Here is a 15,950-nt window from a genome sequence, read left to right on the forward strand (position 1 = left end):
GCCGTTTTTTTATTGGGCGTCCGCAAAGTTGAGCGTTTGTTTCCGCAATACGATTTGAAAATTCAAGATGAGGTGAGGGCGACGGAACATTGCTATCGTCATCACAGCGCGGGTGAGACGGCAGGCGGCGACCAGGCCAGAGTGAAGGATTAACGTGAACCGACGTTCGATCATTGCCGTGCTGCTTCAAGTAGCAATTGTTTCGGGTTGTCGGCAGCAGGGCGCGCCGACCGCCCCGTCCCCAACCAAAACAAAGGAACGCACCGTGATCTTCGAAAGTTCAGACGACCGCCTTCCCCCGCCAGAGGTTCCGCCGGTAGAGCGGGACGGGGTGCGTTATGCGCAAGCCGAGAACGGGAATGATGCGGGGCTCGATCAGGTGGGAGGGGTTCTGGTGGCCAATGACGTGGCCAGCGGCAAACGACTATGGTCACTGGCCGTCTACGGTAACCCGGTCGATCTCAAGCTCGAGGCTGATGTGCAATCGGCGTTCTTCACCTCGATGGCCTTTGACCCGGACGGACGCTTGCGTATTACCAACGAAGAAGGCAAGACATTCTTGGTCGACACGAAGGCGCGCAAGGCAATACCCGTCCCCTGAAAGCAGACCCTGGACCGGCGCTAGCCGGACGCGGCATCGCCGGCGGTGTCGTTCCATGACACCGCCATCGGGCTGATACAAGCGCCGCTGATGGGCAAGGGCGACGGTCTGCGCTGCCTGAAGGAAAACGTCGAGTGCGCTTTGATCACACTGCGCGATCAACAAACAATTCCGCCGATGCTTTTTCCGCTGCGCAGGTCGAAGCCGAAATTGCAGGAGTACTCCCCTTTTGCGGAGCGCTGGCAACTGAGGTTTTCATGATCCCGCTGACGGCTGCGAATGCCGGTTTGATCTGTGCAGACGTCCTTCACATCCGGGCCGATGGCGTCGAACATTTCCCGCGCAGCCGAGCCTTGAATCGAGAACGTTATTTTCTTGTCGGCCGCGCTAGGAGGAAGCGGATCGCCCAGCTCGCCGCCGTAGATTCGATAGGAGCCGACCATTTGCTTGTGCGGGGTCTGATCCGATGCGCGGGCGATCGCAAAGCAGGAGAACGCAGCGATCGCATAGATGAGAACGAATTTCATCAATTTCATCCTTTTGAGATTAGAACCACGTGAAAGTGGTTGCCATGATTTTTTGCAGCGTGTACACCTCGAATCGCCGGGTCGTTGAAAAGGATTTGCTTCACCCGTCCGGTGGCGAAAAACATGCCAATCAGTTTTGAGGTTGCAACTCGATCATACTGCGCATCGCTGACCGTGCAAGGGAGTTGCTTGCCATCTCGCCGCAGAGGTCTGATGTCGACTTCCAATCCGCTGCGGTGCGTCTTGTGATCGGGATGCCGTACGCCGTTGGCGAGGCTAATGTCACCGATACCGAACTTTCGCGACTCGACCGCAGCCCATTGGGCCGCAATGTTAAAGATGGTAGTGAGCATCGCCGGATGCGCGTATTGACTAATTCCCCCGCCGGGCGCGCCGTAGGCATAGTACCCTCCGCCTTCGTAACTTTGAGGCAGAACGAAAAAGCTGCGTGCATCCTTCACATTCAGGTTACTCATGAATTTCTCCGTGGGATTGCGAAACCAGATTTTCGCGGCAGCTGCTCAGTTGTGTGTTGCTGAAAATCATTCTCGACCGGAATTAAGACGAACCCTCTCCGAGCCGGCCAGCATCGCTGAATCGAAAATCGCCCAATGGCAATAGTCGATATACTCGGCCGTATTCCATTGGCAAAAAGTCACGATTCAATGAAGCTCCGTACCTCCGCCCTGATTTCCACCTTGTTGATTGCTGCCGCGCCTGCCCATGCCGGCGAAACCGAACAGCACCTGCTCCGTTGCTCCATCCTTGGCGACTCCAGCGCCCGCCTGGGCTGCTTCGATGCGCTGTCGAAGCAGGTCGAGGCTGCCGAAGCCAGCGTGCCGGTGGTTGCCGCCGCGCCGACCTTGGCCGAGCCGCAGATCGCCGCCAAGCCGACGCCGAAAGTGAAGGCGCCCGACACTCCGGTCTCGCGCATGACGCAGGATTGGGAACTCAATCCCGACGCGAAGCGTGGACGCTACTCGGTGCATCCGCTGCTCGACAACTACTTGCTGGTCGCGAACCAGAGCAACGCCACCAACGACCGGCCGTTCCGAGCCTATCGACCAGATGGCTACGAATCGAAGCACGTCGAGCTGACCTATCAGCTCAGCTTCAAGGCGAAAGTTTTGGAAGGCATCGGCAATCTGCCGATCGACATCTGGGCGGCGTACACGCAAAAGAGTTTCTGGCAGGCGTACGCGCGCCGGTACTCGAGCCCGTTTCGCGAAACGAACTATCGGCCGGAGATCATGGCGGTCGTGCCGGTCAATCAGCAGATGGGCGACGTCAACCTGCGCTTCGTGTCGATCGGCGCGGTGCACGAATCGAATGGGCAGGGGATGACCTTGTCGCGCAGCTGGAATCGCGTCTACGGCCAGGCCGGACTGGAGAGCGGCAACCTCGGCGTGATCGCGCGCGTGTGGAAGCGGCTCGATAACGAAAAGTCGAACAACGACAATCCGGACATCACCGATTACCTCGGGCATGGCGATGTGCGCATCACTTACCGCGACAAGGGCTTCGAATATACGGCGATGTTGCGCAGGAATTTCGACACGGGGCATGGCGCGGTGCAGGCAGGCGTGGCGTTCCCGCTGGTGAATAATCTTAAGGGCTACGCGCAGGCGTTCGCGGGTTACGGGCAGAGCCTGATCGACTACAACTACTCGCAGAAATCGCTCGGCGCCGGCATTCTGATGGATTTCTGATCGACGTTACGACGGCCATACCTGGGTCTGATCCCACGGGGTCAGGCCCTAAGCCGCGCCACATCCAAATCGACTGGTTCGTTTCGCGGTTACTGGCGTTCGCGGATCTTTTCTATCTTGGCCTCGTCGAGACAAACGACTTTTAGCCCTCTCTGGTTTTTTTTGTTCAAAGGGCAAACGCGGAACTTCGCATCGATTTCGTTATCCACTGTTAGCTTGGACTTCAGGTCCGCCGGCATCAGCTCTTGTTCGGAGGGGCCAACGGCATAAACGCGTTTGCTTCCACGTTGGTAAATACGAACCGCTGGTGTTCCGTTGTAGATGGAAATCGTTCCATCAATCCACGTGCACTGCTGTTGGTACTCGATTCTCCCTTTGCATATCGCGCTGTTCGCGCCCGGCACCTCCTGTACATCCGCGACGGCGCTCACAGCAGAAAGAAGCAAGGGGACCAGAAGCCAGATTTTATTTGCCATATGTGTTCGCATAGATGTTCGAGGCAGGAAGATCTGCTGTTGGGTAAGAATTGTCGAGGGGACCGATTTGCGTAAATATTCGCAAGCCATAGAAGTAACCTTTTCAATTGTTTTTTCGAAAGTTGAAATTCGTTGCTCCGTTCGTCGGATCAAGATTCTTCGCTCGGTCATCGCGCGCGGCGGTCACTGCGGCGACGCAGGCGGCGTGCGTTTCGAGCTCTTGTTTTGGAACATGTGCCACGGTGGGGCCTGTTTTTGGACGAGCCCCGGATTTGCTTTGAGCGTTGATGATCGAATGCGCGATGTTCTTTCGGGCCTCAGAAATTTGTTCGCCAGAAAGAGATCTTGTCTCATTGAAGATGATGTTCGCAACTTGGTCGTCGGTTAGCGGCATGATCTTTTCCCTGTACGGTAGAGAACGGTAAGCTCAGGATACATGGCGCGAGCGAGTTTGCCATTAGCATTTCTAACGGGTCGATACATTCGACAGCGACCACCTCGGCGTTCCGCTGCGCATTCGCGTCAACACCAGGGTCTGACCCGGCCGGGTCAGACCCCAGACGCACACTCAGCATGGGTGCCAGCCTGCGCTGATACGACAGACGACACCCAACCCCCGCAGCTCTAGCGCACGTTTCCAAAGGCAAATTCGCATCGTTAGCGGTATGCTAATGGATCGCCGGGCATCGGTGCGCCGGCCGCCAACGTGATCGGAACCTTCGCCATGCGCTATCACCCGCTCGGCCATACCGGGCTGTTCGTCTCCGAGCTTTGCCTCGGCACCATGACCTTCGGCGGCTCGGAAGGCATGTGGGGCAAGATCGGCTCCCTGCAGCAATCCGAGGCCGAACAGCTGATCGGCAAGGCCTTCCACGCGGGCATCAACTTCATCGATACCGCCGACGTCTATGCCGGCGGCGCCTCGGAACAGATCACCGGCCAGGCGCTGAAAAACCTTAACATCCCGCGCGACGAAATCGTCATCGCGACCAAGGTGTTCGGCGACACCGGCCACGGCCCGAACGCGCGCGGCTCGTCGCGCACCCACATCACCAACGGCCTCAAAGCCAGCCTCAAGCGGCTGCAGCTCGATTACGTCGACCTGTACCAGCTGCACGGCTTCGACCCCGCCACGCCCATCGAGGAGACCCTGCGCGCGCTCGACCAGATGGTGCGACACGGCCACGTGCGCCACATCGGTGTGTCCAACTGGGCGGCGTGGCAGATCGTCAAGGCGCTCGGCATCTCCGAACGCCTTGGCCTGGCGCGCTTCGAATCGCTGCAGGCCTACTACAGCGTGGCCGGCCGCGACATCGAACGCGAACTGATCCCCATGCTCGCCAGCGAAGGCCTCGGCCTGATGGTCTGGAGCCCGCTCGCAGGTGGTCTGTTGAGCGGCAAGTACGGCCGCAACCAGCAAGCCGAGGAGGGTAGCCGCCGCGTCGCCTTCGATTTTCCGCCGGTCGACAAGGAGCGCGCCTGGGATTGCATCGACGCGATGCACCCGATCGCGCTGCAGCACGGCGTGTCGATCGCGCGCGTCGCGCTGGCCTGGCTGCTGCATCAGCCGCAAGTCACCAGCGTCATCATCGGCGCCAAGCGCCCGGAGCAGCTTGCCGACAACATCGCCGCCACCAATGTGCGCCTCACGCCACATGACCTCGAACGCATCGCCGCCGCCAGCGCCTTGTCGACCGAATACCCCGGCTGGATGATCGAACTCCAGGGCGGATACCGCCGCAACCAGATGGCAGAATCGCGCAGACCATCAACCTGAAAAGGAGGGAGTCATGCTGAATCAAAAAGAGGCGATCGCCATGATCGCCGTGAAGAACATCCAAGAGGCGGCCAGATTCTACGAAGGCACGCTGGGCCTGGAGCGCGCCGGCACCGAGGGCGAGGAAGTCATCACCTACCGCAGCGGCAGCACGCGCATCAATGTCTATCACTCGCAATTTGCGGGCACCAACAAGGCGACGTCGGTGGTGTGGAACGTCGGCGATGAGATGGAATCGATTGTCGCGTCGCTGAAATCGAAAGGCGTCGCGTTCGAGCATTACGACATGCCGGGCCTCACGCTGCAGGGCGATATCCACGTCGGCGGCGGCATGAAGGTCGCGTGGTTCAAGGACCCCGACGGCAATATCCTCAGTCTCGTCACTGGCTAACAACAAGGAGAACACAGATGATCTCGATGAAAAAACTGCTGATTGGATCGGTCGTGCTTGGCGCCGGCGCGCTCGTCACTTCGCTCGCAATGGCGAAGGACAAGCATGCATCGGTGGACAACGAATTCGCGATGATGGACACCGACAAGGATGGCAAGATCTCCGCCGCCGAGCACGCGGCCGGCGCGAAGGCCATGTTCGAGAAGATGGATGCAAACAAGGACGGCAAGGTGACGGCCGATGAGATGGCCGCGGCGCATCAGGCCATGACCGGCAACAAGGCGAAGAAGGGCGATATGTCGGCCGCCGAGAAAATCAAGATGGTCGATTCGGATGGCGACGGCGTGCTGACGGCCGCGGAGCACGCGAAAGCATCGGAGGAAATGTTCGCGAAGATGGACACCAACAAGGATGGCTTCCTGTCGAAGGAAGAGATGGCGGCGGGGCACGCCAGCATGATGAAAAAAGGTAAGTGAGGGAATTACCGAAGCTCGACTATTGGGACGCCTGCGACGAGGGAATGTTCGACGCTCGGCCAACCACGGTCAAAAGCCGAAATCAGATCGATGCTTCGACAGTTTCCGATCCGAACCCAAACGAGCTGGGGCGGTGAATGTTTCGCGTGAATCAGCATGGCAAAGTCCCCATCTTTGGAGACGATGGTCATGCGATTCATCTTGGCATAGCGCCAAATCTCTGTGTCCGCAGCAGAACCTAACCCTACCTCGTTCACATGGACGCAGGGAATACCTTGCGAGGTAAGGTGGCGTGCGAGCGCTAACGGGAGCTGGCTATCGACCAGGAACTTCAATTCCTGGCCGCGTTGCTATCGAGCTTCTCCGCAGCGTAATTCAGCGAGGCGAGAATGTCCTCACGTTCGAGCTCGGGAAAATCATCGAGAATCTCGTTGATCGAGGCGCCAGCTCCAAGCAGCGCCAAAATATCAGTCACTCTGATGCGCATACCCCGAATGCAGGGGCGACCGCCGCACTTCTCCGACTCAACAGTGATTCGAGAGATTGAATGCAGATCCACATGCGTCTCCTGAAGGAAGGATGGATCAAATATACTCCAAAGGCGTATTCCGCATGGCGACTGAACTCAATTTCAGCGGCCGCTAATAAAAAAATGGGGTCAGGTCCGCAGGACGACGGGGACGCCGAGTCCCCATTTTGAACTTTACATCCCGCCCTCGCGCACCTTGCCGAACGCATCGCCCGCTTTCCACGCCGGCATCTTCGGCGCGTCGGCCACCATGCGCCCCAGGTTCAGCGTGTACTGCGCCTGCTGCACCATGCCGCTCATATCCCAGCGCGGATCGTATTCATCCGACACCTGATGATAGTGTTCTTCGCCATATACCTTGCGCTTGGCCTTGGCCGCGTCGGCATCTTTCAGGTAGTCGCTGCCGCCGCCGACCGAAAACGCCGGAATCCCCGACTTCGCAAACGAGAAGTGGTCGCTGCGGAAGTAGCCGCCCGACAGGTCCGGCTTCTGCGGCGCGATCGTCAGCCCCATCGCCTTCGCCGTCGCCGCGGCCATCGCGCCAAGCTCGGTGCGCTCGCTGCCGCCCACGCTGATGTCGCGCGTCGCGCCCACCCAGTTCAGGCTATCGAGATTCAGGTTGGCCGCGGTCTTCGCCGCCGGCCACAAAGGCGCCGCCGCGTACGCCGCGCTGCCCAGCAGCCCCTGTTCTTCAGCCGCCACCCACAGGAACATCTGGCTGCGTTTGGCCGGCGCCTTCACCGCCTCCTGCGCCATCGCCAGCAGCGCCGCCGAGCCGGACGCGTTGTCCACCGCGCCGTTGTAGATCGTGTCGCCGCTGGTTCCCTGCTTGCCCAGGTGATCCCAGTGCGCGCTGTAGATGACCACTTCGTCCTTCAGCTTCGGATCGGTGCCCGGCACGATGCCGGCGATGTTGAACTGCTCCACCAGGCGCACCGCCGCGCGCGCCTCGCCCCTGACCTTGGCCGCGAGCGCCACAGGCTTGAAATCCTTGCGCTCTGCCGCCGCGCGCAGCGCGTCGAGATCCTGTCCCGCCGCCTTGAATAGCGCGCGCGCGGTGGACTCGGTCATCCAGCCTTCCATGCCGGCGCCGCCCTTGCCGCTGGCCAGCTGGAAGCGCTCGGCGGTCCAGCTGTTCTGCACCACGCTCCAGCCGTACGATGCCGATGCGTCGGTGTGAATCAGCAGAACGCCGGCGGCGCCGCGGCGCGCAGCCTCCTCGAACTTGTAGGTCCAGCGGCCGTAGTAGGTCAGGCCCTTGCCGTTGAAGCGGTCCGGCTCCTCGGCCGTCGGCATCGGGTCGTTGACCATCATGACCAGCACCTTGCCCTTGACGTCGATGCCCTTGTAGTCGTCCCATCCGCCTTGCTCCGGCGCGGTGATGCCGTAACCGACGAACACCATGTCGGCGTCCATCGTGTGCACCGCCTTGGCGTCGCCCGGCGCCCACACCCAGTCCTTGCCGAAGGTGAGCGTCTGCGCATGGCCGCCCGATTCCAGCACCACCTTGCTGTCCTGCGGGATCGCCTTGACGCCGGCGATCTTCACGCTCTGGCGATAGCTGTCGCCGTTGGCCGGCTTCAGGCCTGCGGCCAGCGCCTGCGCTTCGAGGTAGGCGACGGTCAGGTCGGCCCCGCGCTGGCCGGTGCCGCGGCCTTCGAGCACGTCGCTCGACAGGAACTGGAGGTGCGCGCGCAGCGGCGCTTCATGGACGGTGGGCGCCGGCGCCGCGAACGCAGCGCTGGTGAACAGTGCGCCCGCGATGGCGCAGAAAAGCTTGTTTTGCATGGTCGGATCTGGAAGTAAGCCCGCGGGTACGCGGCGAGCGGACATTGTACCTTCCCTATCTGAACACCAGCCGGTCCGTGCTGATCGTCGTCGCCGTCATCGGCGTCACCGGCGGCAGTGCATTCGCCGGCCGCTCCGGCCCGCCGTTCTGCGGCAGGCCCGGCACGCGTTCATGCACCAGGACTACCGCACGCTTGTCCGATTCGAGCTCGAAGCGGAAGTCGAGCTTGCGGCCGCCCATGCCGTACAGGTTCAGTGTCCAGCTGGCGGTGCGGATGTTGGTCAGCGGCCGCCCGTTCACAAAGGTGCGGAAAGCGTCCGATCCGCTCAGCGTCAGGTCGACAAAGGGCACGTCCTCTTTGGACTGCAGCGTGAACTCGACTTTGCGCAGGTTGCCGTCGTCGTCATCCTTGACCGTCGCCAGGTCCGGAAACGCCACCGGCGTGCGCGGCGCCGGCGCCAGCCACACCTTCGGGCTGCCGTAGCCGAAGGCGTCCACCTGCACGCGCGCCTGCGCCTGCGGCGGGAAGAAGCGGCGCGCCCAGCTGTCGAGCGGGCCGGCCGGCATCATCCAGTACGACTTCCACGTGTACGCGTCCTTCAGGTAGACCATGCGGTTCGGCTGCGGAATCGGCTCTGTGCCGTACGGCGCCGCCGCGCTGGCGACCGCGAAGCAGGCCGCGCTGGCCGCCGCCAGGCCGCGCACGATGAAGCGGCGCTGCGCCGTCAGCAGCACGCTGGCCATCCCCAGCAGCAGCGCGAGTGCGATCATCGGCAGCGCGGTGTGTTCGGGCGAGGCGAGCGTGTAGACGTCCTTTACCAGCGGCGCGATCAGCGCGACGGCCGGCGCGGCGCCGGCAAACAGCACCAGCGCGCGGCGGATTCCCGGCCAGCGGTTCGCGCCGGGCGTGTACAGCGCGCCGTACGCGATGAGGGTGGCGATCAGCGGCCACGCCAGCACGTAGCTCGCGTGCGGGAACTTCCAGCTGGCCAGCAACAGCAGCAGCACCGCCACCAGCAGCGGGCCGAGCGAAGCCGCCGCGTTGCCCACTGCGCGCCGGAAGCCGCGCTGCAGCAGCACGAACAGCGCGGTGCCGAGCGCCGAAAAGCCGCCGAGGAACCACAGGTCGCGGGTGCCGGCGCCGTAGTTGTACGCGTCGTACCCGCGGTGCAGCGACGGCACGCAACCCCACACCAGCGCCGCGGCCAGAACGAGAATCGCGGCGATGAACAGGAAGCCGATCGCGGCGTCGGAGATTTCGCGGATCGTCACGTCGCCGCGATGCAGCGCGATGCAGGTGACGATCGCCAGCAGCAGGCAGGTGAGGCGGGTCAGCGCCCATACCGCGCCGACCGAGTAGCTGACGACGCCCACGCCCGGCACATTGAAATAGATCGAATCGCCATGGACGGCGGGGGTCTGGCCCTGCGGACCTGACCCCATTGCATTCGGCGCGTCACCAAAGTACCGCGCCAGCGCCGCCATCGTCTCCCCCATTTGCCGGACAGTGTTTGGATCGAGCCGCCCCGGCGTATCGCGCGATCGCAGTCCGCTGCCGTTGCTGCCTTCGAGATTGGCGATGTGCAGCCGCGCCGTTCCCAATGTCCCGATCGCGCCCATTTGCAGCTCGCCCGACACGAACGGATAGATCGCCTGCATCGCCGACGATCCGGTGGCGTTTGGGGCCGCGCGCGCGAAGCCGCGGATCGCCGCGCTATCGTTGCCGCTGGCGCCGATCAGCACCGGCGCACCGGCGCTGCCGCCGCTGTCGAACCGGATCGCCAGGCCAATGTGTTTGGCAAGCGGGTGCTGGCTGGCGAACCCCAGCGCGCCAAGGCCGCCGACCCGTTCGCCGTCGGCGAACAGCACCACCACGTCGTTGGCGAGCGGCGCGCCGGCCTGCAGCATGCGCAGCGCTTCGAGCATCGCCGCGACCGGCGCCGCGGTGGCCGCCGCGCCCAGGCTGCGCTCGGTGGTGTCGTATCCTGTCGCCAGCAGCAGCGCGGGCCGGCGCGCATGGTCGGGCGCCGTGCCGGGCTTGAGCACGACAATGTTGTTGACCATGCCGAGCGCGATCTGCGCGTTGCGGCGCCGGTCCATGGTGTTCTTTTGCGCCATCGCCGTCTGCACTTCGGGCTCGAGTCCCATCGCGCGCAGCTGCGCCAGGATGTATTCGCGCGCTTCGGTGTTGGCCGCGCTGGCGATCGGCCGCGGCTTCTCCGCCAGGAAGCGCACGTCGGCCAGCGCGCGCTGCGTCGAAAAGGCCGATGGCGCCGGCGCGGCGGGCCGCAGCGCCAGCCAGCCAATCGCCGCCACAACTGTCAACGCGATCACCGCCGCTATCGAGCGGCGCACTACACGATTTTTCAACATGATTTCCCCGACTATTATTATTAGAAAACGGTGCAGCATTGGACTCTGGTCCCGCGGAGCGACGGGGACGCCGGGTCCGGATTTTTTTACGTCTGCGGCAGCGCGACCCGCGTGGCCGCATTGCGCGTCTCGCGCCGCAGCAGCAGGTCCTGCGCCACCGCCATCGCATCGGCCGGCGCCACCGCGATATCCGGGATCACGCCGGCGCCCTCCCAGTTGCCGTGGGTGATCGGGCTGATGCTGCGTGCGTTCGGGATCAGGCCGACGAAATGGTCGCCGAGCCGAAATGGGGCGGTCGGATGGGCGCCGCCCCAGGTGCGCGCGCCGATCACGGTGGCGCGCTTCATCGCCTGCATCGTGTACGCAAAATCCTCGCCCGCGGAACGGGTGCCAGGGCCAACCAAAATCGCCACCTTCTTCTGGCCGCCGTACCGTTTGCCGGCCAGGCTGTCCTGCGTCCAGAACTGCGTCGATTCGCCGGTGTCGCGCGACCAGATGTCGTTCAGTCGTGTGCGCTGGTCGACGAAATAGCTGGCCAGCAGGGCGACCGAGTGCGGGGAGCCGCCGCCGTTGCGGCGCAGGTCGATGATCAAAGCGCCAGTGTCGGCCAGCTTGTCCATCGCCGCGGCGTACTTGTCGCCCACCAGGTGAGGAGGAAAGAAACCTTTGAGTTCGAGGTAGCCGATGTTGGATGGAAGGCGCTCAGTCTTGCCGACGCCGAATGCGGCCATGCTGCGGCCCAGCGAGTCGATCCAGCGCATGAAGAACGGCCCCTGGTCCGCGGCCGGACGCGCCGCCGGGGGCCGGAATTCGGCCGGCAGCACGTCCGCGCTGAACTCCACTCTTATGTGCAGGTCATGCGCCACCGACGCCATGTCGTCGGTCAGCACCTTCGCCAGCTGCTCGCCGCTGGTGATGGCGTCGTAGTCGCCATTGCGCTGGCGCTGGCGCAGCAGTGTCTCGATTGGCTCGGCCTTGTCCGGGAAAACGTAATGCGCATGGACTTCAGCTACCAGCGCATCGATCGCCTGCGCGCGCACCGCGCGGTCGATGAGCACCGTCGGCTTCGGCCGGTACTCTTGCCACATCGGCAGGATAGTCGGCAACGCGGCGACCATGCCGATCAGCGCGACCGACACCAGTACAGGTCCGAAGACCCACTTCATGTTCATGTTCTTGTCCCCAGTTTCTTATTGTTTTGTACTGCTATTCGCGCGGCCGGGCCAAAAAAATCCCCGCCCGGCGCGATGCGGGGCGGGGAAAGGCTCAACAGGTAATCGTTATTGCTCCAGCGTCCAGACATAGGCGAGCTGCGCCCACGCCTGTTCAGGAACGCCGCCGCTCATGGCCGGCTTGAACTTGCACATACTGAGGGCCGAGATCGCGGCCTTGTCCAGTTCCTTCGAACCGCTGCTGCTCTGCACCCGCGCATTGGCAACCTTGCCGTCGGTGCCGACCAGCAGGGCCAGCGTCACGGTGCCGCTCTCGCCATTGCGCATGGCGCGCGCAGGGTAGTCAGGCTTGGCGCAACCGTTGGCGTCGGCCAGCACCGCGGTATGCATCACGCCGGGGTTCGACGATGGCGGCGCGGCCGGCGCTTCGGGCGCCTGGCTAGGCGTGGCCGGCTGCGGCGCCGGATCGGTGGACACGACCGCGGCGACGGCGTCAGGCGGCGGTGGCTGCTGCACCTGCACCTCGACCGGCGGCGCGACGACCTGCGGCGGCGCCACTTTCGGCATCGGCTTCGGTGGTTCAGGCGGCGGCGGTGGCGGCGGCGGCGCTTCCGGCGTGAACATCACGACCAGCTCCTCCGGCATCTTCGGCATCTTGATGCCGCGTGTATTGAGGCTGTGGACGAACATCGCGCCAACTGCGACGTGCAGCGCGGCGACGATGGCCAGCTTGCTGAACTTGGTACCACCCTTGTCATTCATTTGTGTGAAATGCATGGTGTTCTCCTTGTGTGGCCGAGCTGTTTTTCGGCTGTTTGCTATCGGCAAGCACTGCGAAAACTCATCAGTGGAACCAATATATGCTATTGCCTAGCAATTGAAAAGGGATTTCGTAGTATTTTTGCTGAGCTTGCGTTCCCCGAGAGTGAAATGCCCTGGGGAATCGGGCTAAATGGCCACTCGCGCGGTGGTTCGATGTGTGAAATAATCTCACCATTAAGCAATTTTTTCCGTGGGCTGGCACACATAAGTACCAGGCAATGGTAAGCAGTTGTAAGCAGGCGCCGCCGCGCCATAGGAGAAGCTGTGCAAGCCGTTACAAAACCGATTCGCGTGATGCTCGCCGACGACCATCCGATTGTCATGACCGGATTTGCCATGTCGCTCGCCGGCGTGGGCATGGACGTCGTCGGACAGGCCCGCTCGCCCGACGAAGCGGCGGCCATGTACGCCGAAATGAAGCCGGACGTGCTGGTGCTCGACATCCGCTTCGGCACCGAGCTGACCGGGCTGGACGCCGCGCGCGGCCTGCTGGGCACTTATCCGGCCGCCAACATCGTCTTCCTCAGCCAGTTCGACCAGGACAGCCTGATCAAGGAAACCTACCGCCTCGGCGCGCGCGCCTTCGTCACCAAGGACTGCGATCCGGCCGACCTGGCCACCGCGGTGCGTCACGCGAACGACGGCAAGCTGTACTTCCTGCCGCAGATCGCCGAGCGCCTGGCCAACCTGTCGGTGCGCGGCGACGTCTCGCCGCAGTCGCAGCTCGACCAGCGCGGCCTCGAGATCTTCAAGCTGATGGCCGAAGGCCTGACCAACGCCGAGATCGCGGACAAGCTGAACCTGTCGACCAAGACCATCAGCAATATCAGCCAGTCGGTCAAGGAGAAGCTCGGCGTGCACCGCCAGGCCTACATCACCAAACTGGCCGTCAAGCACGGCCTGATCGAGCCCTAGTGCGCTGGATTGGCGCACTGGTGCTGGCCGCTTCGATCGCATCGGCCGCGCATGCCGCCAATGCCGCTAAGGTGGACGGCTTTCGCTTCCAGATCGTCACCGGCGACGACAGCGCGCAGACGCGCCGCATCGCCGACGACTTGTACAAGCGCCTGGCGCCGCTGGTGGCGCAGTTCCGCACCGAGCTGGCGCAGCGCCGCAGGCTGGTCTATGTGGCAATCGGGCCGGTGGCGCTGCGCGATGTCGCCCGCCGCGCCGACGACTGCGTGGTGATTTCCGCATTCACCTCCAGCCAGGTATGGCGCGCGGTTGCGGCCTCCGCCAAACCCGCGCGCGCCGCCGCGATGACGGCGGTGTTCGCCGAGCCGGCGCCGGCCGACCAGCTGCAACTGGTGTCGCTGCTGTACAAGCGCCCCGTGCGCGTTGCGGCGATCATCGGCGCTGAGACCGGGCACCTGAAGCCGGTGCTGCGCGGCGCCGCGCTGATCGAGGAGATGACACCGGACGACGACATCAACCGGGTGCTGAACCGCATCGCGCCCAACGAAGTGCTGCTGGCGATGCCCGACAGCGGCATCTACAACGCCGACAACATCCGCAATATCCTGCTGTCGACCTACCGCCACAAGCAGGGCGTGATCGGCTTCTCGGCCGACATGGTCAAGGCCGGCGCGCTGGCGTCCACCTATTCCGACATCGAGGACATCAACGCGCAGGTCGCCGAAATGACGACGGCCTTCGTCGCCAGCGGCGAGCTGCCGGCGCCGCAGTTCCCGCGCTACTTCAGCACGCTCGTCAACGAAGGCGTGGCGCGCTCGCTCGACCTCGACGTGGACGACGCGGCGCGCAAATTCGCGCGCCATCCGTCAGGCAAGGCGCGATGAGGTTCCGTTTCTGGGAAGGCTGGAGCATCGGCACGCGGATGATCTTCATCACCATGCTGCCGGTGGTGTTCCTGTTCACGTCCTTCGTCTGGTACTCGTGGTATTCGCACCGCGCGCAGGTGGCCGAGGAGCTGTCCGAGCGCGGCCACATCCTGGCGCGCGCGCTGGCCGAGACCAGCGAGTACAACGTCATCTCCGGCAACCTGTCCGACCTGCGCCTGACCATCAATGGCCTGGTCCAGTCGGACAAGAGCATCTACCGCATCGAGGTGGTGGACGCCGCGCAGAAAGGCGCGATCAGCGTATCGTCGCAGTTCGCCGCCGACGCCGAGAAGCACTACTACGAAGCGCCGATCAAGAAGCAGGTGATCTGGGTGAACCTGTTCTCTGACAACGGCTCGCCGCACGTGTCCGGGCCCAGCGACACCAAGCCGCCGACCCAGCCGGCAGAGGTGCTCGGCTTCGTGCGCGTGACCATGTCTCCGTCGAACATGATGGCCGTGCAGGCGCGCCGCTTCCAGGTCGAGGTGGCGATTGCGGCGCTGGCGCTGGCGGTCAGCGCCGCGCTGGCCTACTTCCTGGCGCGCAGCCTGACGGTGCCCCTGCGCACGTCGATCGGCGCGCTACGCCAGATCCGCGGCGGCGACTACCGCGTGCAGCTGCCGGTGACCACCGGCGGCGAGATCGCCGAGCTGCAGGCATCGATCGGCGAAATGTCGCTGGCGCTAGACCAGTCCAAGCAGCACCTGGAGAACAAGGTCGCCGAGCGTACCCGCGACCTGGTCGAATCGCGCAACGAGGCGCTCAAGGCCGATGCCGACAAGCGCAAGCTGATCCAGAAAGTGAACTCGATCGTCGAGGACGAGCGCAAGAGCATCGCCATCGAAATCCACGATGAACTGAACGCCTCGCTGATCGCCGTGCGGCTCGAATCGCAAAGCATCCTGCACCTGGCAGCCAATGCCGGCGAGGCGCCGGAGATCGAACAGATCAGGCAGAAGTCGCAAGCCATCACCAAGCTCGCGCTCGACCTGTACGCCAGCGGACGGCGGCTGGTGCGGCGCCTGCGTCCCGAAGTGCTCGAGATGCTCGGCCTGCACGGCGCGGTGGAGGAAATGATGCGCCACTACGACCGCGAATCGGGCTGCCGCTTCGAATTCCATTCCGAAGGCGACTTCTCCCGGCTCGGCAACGAGCTGGCGATATCGGCCTACCGCATCATCCAGGAAGCGCTGTCGAACGTCATGAAGCATTCCACCGCTACCCACGCGCAGGTCGCGCTGACGCTGCCCGACGGCGCCGATATGCTGCACATCGAAGTGGCCGACGACGGCGAAGGCTTCGACGTGCGCACCGCGTCCGCCGGCATCGGCATCATCGGCATGCGCGAGCGCGTGCACGCGCTGGGCGGCGCCATCACTTTCACCTCCAGCCCGGACAGCGGAACCGTGGTCGCCATCGCGCTGCCAACTGCTGTATCGTAGCGAAATCCCACTCAAAGACACCACC

General features: G+C 63.4%; 18 protein-coding genes. 8 read left to right on the plus strand and 10 right to left on the minus strand.

The window, feature by feature from the left end; translation table 11 throughout:
* The first annotated feature begins 154 nt into the window (after positions 1-154).
* Positions 155-601, plus strand: a complete 447-nt coding sequence (locus Q4S45_RS21995) for a hypothetical protein (protein WP_305507583.1) — start codon at positions 155-157, stop codon at positions 599-601.
* Between the two features lie 158 nt (positions 602-759).
* Here Q4S45_RS21995 and Q4S45_RS22000 read toward each other — a convergent pair whose 3' ends face one another.
* Together Q4S45_RS22000 and Q4S45_RS22005 are read right to left on the minus strand one after the other, a co-directional pair.
* Positions 760-1,128 (minus strand): hypothetical protein, encoded by a 369-nt coding sequence (locus tag Q4S45_RS22000; protein WP_305507585.1) that lies wholly within the window; start codon positions 1,126-1,128, stop codon positions 760-762.
* Between the two features lie 5 nt (positions 1,129-1,133).
* Positions 1,134-1,604, minus strand: a complete 471-nt coding sequence (locus Q4S45_RS22005) for a penicillin-insensitive murein endopeptidase (protein WP_305507587.1) — start codon at positions 1,602-1,604, stop codon at positions 1,134-1,136.
* A 189-nt stretch (positions 1,605-1,793) separates the two neighbouring features.
* On the opposite strand from Q4S45_RS22005, the gene Q4S45_RS22010 reads away from it, so the two are divergent.
* Positions 1,794-2,837, plus strand: coding sequence for a phospholipase A (locus tag Q4S45_RS22010; RefSeq protein ID WP_305507588.1), 1,044 nt, complete (start codon positions 1,794-1,796; stop codon positions 2,835-2,837).
* A gap of 89 nt (positions 2,838-2,926) precedes the next feature.
* On the opposite strand, the gene Q4S45_RS22015 is transcribed toward Q4S45_RS22010, so the two are convergent.
* Together Q4S45_RS22015 and Q4S45_RS22020 are read right to left on the minus strand one after the other, a co-directional pair.
* Entirely contained in the window at positions 2,927-3,313 is a 387-nt protein-coding gene (locus Q4S45_RS22015; RefSeq protein ID WP_305507590.1) for a hypothetical protein, read from the minus strand.
* 103 nt (positions 3,314-3,416) lie between these two features.
* A complete protein-coding gene (locus Q4S45_RS22020; protein ID WP_305507592.1) occupies positions 3,417-3,707 on the minus strand; it encodes a hypothetical protein in 291 nt (96 codons plus the stop codon).
* Between the two features lie 330 nt (positions 3,708-4,037).
* Here Q4S45_RS22020 and Q4S45_RS22025 point away from each other — a divergent pair, with 330 nt between their 5' ends.
* Genes Q4S45_RS22025 through Q4S45_RS22035 form a run of 3 tightly spaced genes read left to right on the plus strand, consistent with a single transcriptional unit; the run spans position 4,038 to position 5,957 of the window.
* On the plus strand, positions 4,038-5,090 hold the full coding sequence (locus tag Q4S45_RS22025; RefSeq protein WP_305507593.1) for an aldo/keto reductase: 1,053 nt from the start codon (positions 4,038-4,040) through the stop codon (positions 5,088-5,090).
* Between the two features lie 13 nt (positions 5,091-5,103).
* Positions 5,104-5,481, plus strand: coding sequence for a VOC family protein (locus Q4S45_RS22030; protein WP_305507595.1), 378 nt, complete (start codon positions 5,104-5,106; stop codon positions 5,479-5,481).
* Between the two features lie 17 nt (positions 5,482-5,498).
* A complete protein-coding gene (locus tag Q4S45_RS22035; protein ID WP_305507597.1) occupies positions 5,499-5,957 on the plus strand; it encodes an EF-hand domain-containing protein in 459 nt (152 codons plus the stop codon).
* 5 nt (positions 5,958-5,962) lie between these two features.
* Here the strand turns inward: Q4S45_RS22035 and Q4S45_RS23250 are convergent, their stop codons facing one another.
* From Q4S45_RS23250 to Q4S45_RS22060, 6 genes are all read right to left on the minus strand, one after another.
* Complete coding sequence (locus Q4S45_RS23250; RefSeq protein WP_374046065.1) at positions 5,963-6,292, minus strand: DUF5615 family PIN-like protein; 330 nt, start codon at positions 6,290-6,292, stop codon at positions 5,963-5,965.
* Complete coding sequence (locus tag Q4S45_RS22040) at positions 6,289-6,516, minus strand: DUF433 domain-containing protein (RefSeq protein ID WP_305507599.1); 228 nt, start codon at positions 6,514-6,516, stop codon at positions 6,289-6,291. The genes Q4S45_RS23250 and Q4S45_RS22040 overlap by 4 nt, the downstream gene beginning before the upstream one ends.
* Before the next feature lie 144 nt (positions 6,517-6,660).
* Positions 6,661-8,274: a M28 family peptidase gene (locus Q4S45_RS22045; protein ID WP_305507601.1), complete on the minus strand. Its 1,614-nt coding sequence runs from the start codon at positions 8,272-8,274 to the stop codon at positions 6,661-6,663.
* Between the two features lie 55 nt (positions 8,275-8,329).
* Positions 8,330-10,648: a M28 family peptidase gene (locus Q4S45_RS22050; RefSeq protein WP_305507602.1), complete on the minus strand. Its 2,319-nt coding sequence runs from the start codon at positions 10,646-10,648 to the stop codon at positions 8,330-8,332.
* Positions 10,649-10,734: 86 nt separating this feature from the next.
* The gene (locus tag Q4S45_RS22055; protein ID WP_305507603.1) at positions 10,735-11,820 is read right to left on the minus strand and encodes a S41 family peptidase; all 1,086 of its coding nucleotides are present in this window, start codon (positions 11,818-11,820) and stop codon (positions 10,735-10,737) included.
* 108 nt (positions 11,821-11,928) lie between these two features.
* Positions 11,929-12,597 carry an energy transducer TonB gene (locus Q4S45_RS22060; RefSeq protein WP_305507605.1) on the minus strand — a complete coding sequence of 223 codons (669 nt, stop codon included), beginning with the start codon at positions 12,595-12,597 and terminating at the stop codon, positions 11,929-11,931.
* A 309-nt stretch (positions 12,598-12,906) separates the two neighbouring features.
* Here Q4S45_RS22060 and Q4S45_RS22065 point away from each other — a divergent pair, with 309 nt between their 5' ends.
* From Q4S45_RS22065 to Q4S45_RS22075, 3 genes are read left to right on the plus strand one after another with little or no spacing between them, the layout of a single operon-like run.
* Positions 12,907-13,557 carry a response regulator transcription factor gene (locus Q4S45_RS22065; protein WP_305507606.1) on the plus strand — a complete coding sequence of 217 codons (651 nt, stop codon included), beginning with the start codon at positions 12,907-12,909 and terminating at the stop codon, positions 13,555-13,557.
* A complete protein-coding gene (locus Q4S45_RS22070) occupies positions 13,557-14,441 on the plus strand; it encodes a hypothetical protein (RefSeq protein ID WP_305507608.1) in 885 nt (294 codons plus the stop codon). The genes Q4S45_RS22065 and Q4S45_RS22070 overlap by 1 nt, the downstream gene beginning before the upstream one ends.
* The gene (locus tag Q4S45_RS22075) at positions 14,438-15,925 is read left to right on the plus strand and encodes an ATP-binding protein (protein ID WP_305507610.1); all 1,488 of its coding nucleotides are present in this window, start codon (positions 14,438-14,440) and stop codon (positions 15,923-15,925) included. Before Q4S45_RS22070 ends, Q4S45_RS22075 begins: the two co-directional genes overlap by 4 nt.
* The last annotated feature ends 25 nt before the right edge of the window (positions 15,926-15,950 follow it).

The organism is Massilia sp. R2A-15 (assembly GCF_030704305.1).
Taxonomy (GTDB): Bacteria; Pseudomonadota; Gammaproteobacteria; order Burkholderiales; family Burkholderiaceae_D; genus JAFCUW01.

Coding starts and splice junctions, on each gene's coding strand:
- Q4S45_RS22005 (WP_305507587.1), bottom strand. CDS start 1,604: ATGAGTAACCTGAATGTGAAGGATGCACGCAGCTTTTTCGTTCTGCCT.
- Q4S45_RS22020 (WP_305507592.1), bottom strand. CDS start 3,707: ATGCCGCTAACCGACGACCAAGTTGCGAACATCATCTTCAATGAGACA.
- Q4S45_RS22050 (WP_305507602.1), bottom strand. CDS start 10,648: ATGTTGAAAAATCGTGTAGTGCGCCGCTCGATAGCGGCGGTGATCGCG.
- Q4S45_RS22000 (WP_305507585.1), bottom strand. CDS start 1,128: ATGAAATTCGTTCTCATCTATGCGATCGCTGCGTTCTCCTGCTTTGCG.
- Q4S45_RS22025 (WP_305507593.1), top strand. CDS start 4,038: ATGCGCTATCACCCGCTCGGCCATACCGGGCTGTTCGTCTCCGAGCTT.
- Q4S45_RS22060 (WP_305507605.1), bottom strand. CDS start 12,597: ATGCATTTCACACAAATGAATGACAAGGGTGGTACCAAGTTCAGCAAG.
- Q4S45_RS22075 (WP_305507610.1), top strand. CDS start 14,438: ATGAGGTTCCGTTTCTGGGAAGGCTGGAGCATCGGCACGCGGATGATC.
- Q4S45_RS22055 (WP_305507603.1), bottom strand. CDS start 11,820: ATGAACATGAAGTGGGTCTTCGGACCTGTACTGGTGTCGGTCGCGCTG.
- Q4S45_RS22015 (WP_305507590.1), bottom strand. CDS start 3,313: ATGGCAAATAAAATCTGGCTTCTGGTCCCCTTGCTTCTTTCTGCTGTG.
- Q4S45_RS22010 (WP_305507588.1), top strand. CDS start 1,794: ATGAAGCTCCGTACCTCCGCCCTGATTTCCACCTTGTTGATTGCTGCC.
- Q4S45_RS22030 (WP_305507595.1), top strand. CDS start 5,104: ATGCTGAATCAAAAAGAGGCGATCGCCATGATCGCCGTGAAGAACATC.
- Q4S45_RS22045 (WP_305507601.1), bottom strand. CDS start 8,274: ATGCAAAACAAGCTTTTCTGCGCCATCGCGGGCGCACTGTTCACCAGC.
- Q4S45_RS22035 (WP_305507597.1), top strand. CDS start 5,499: ATGATCTCGATGAAAAAACTGCTGATTGGATCGGTCGTGCTTGGCGCC.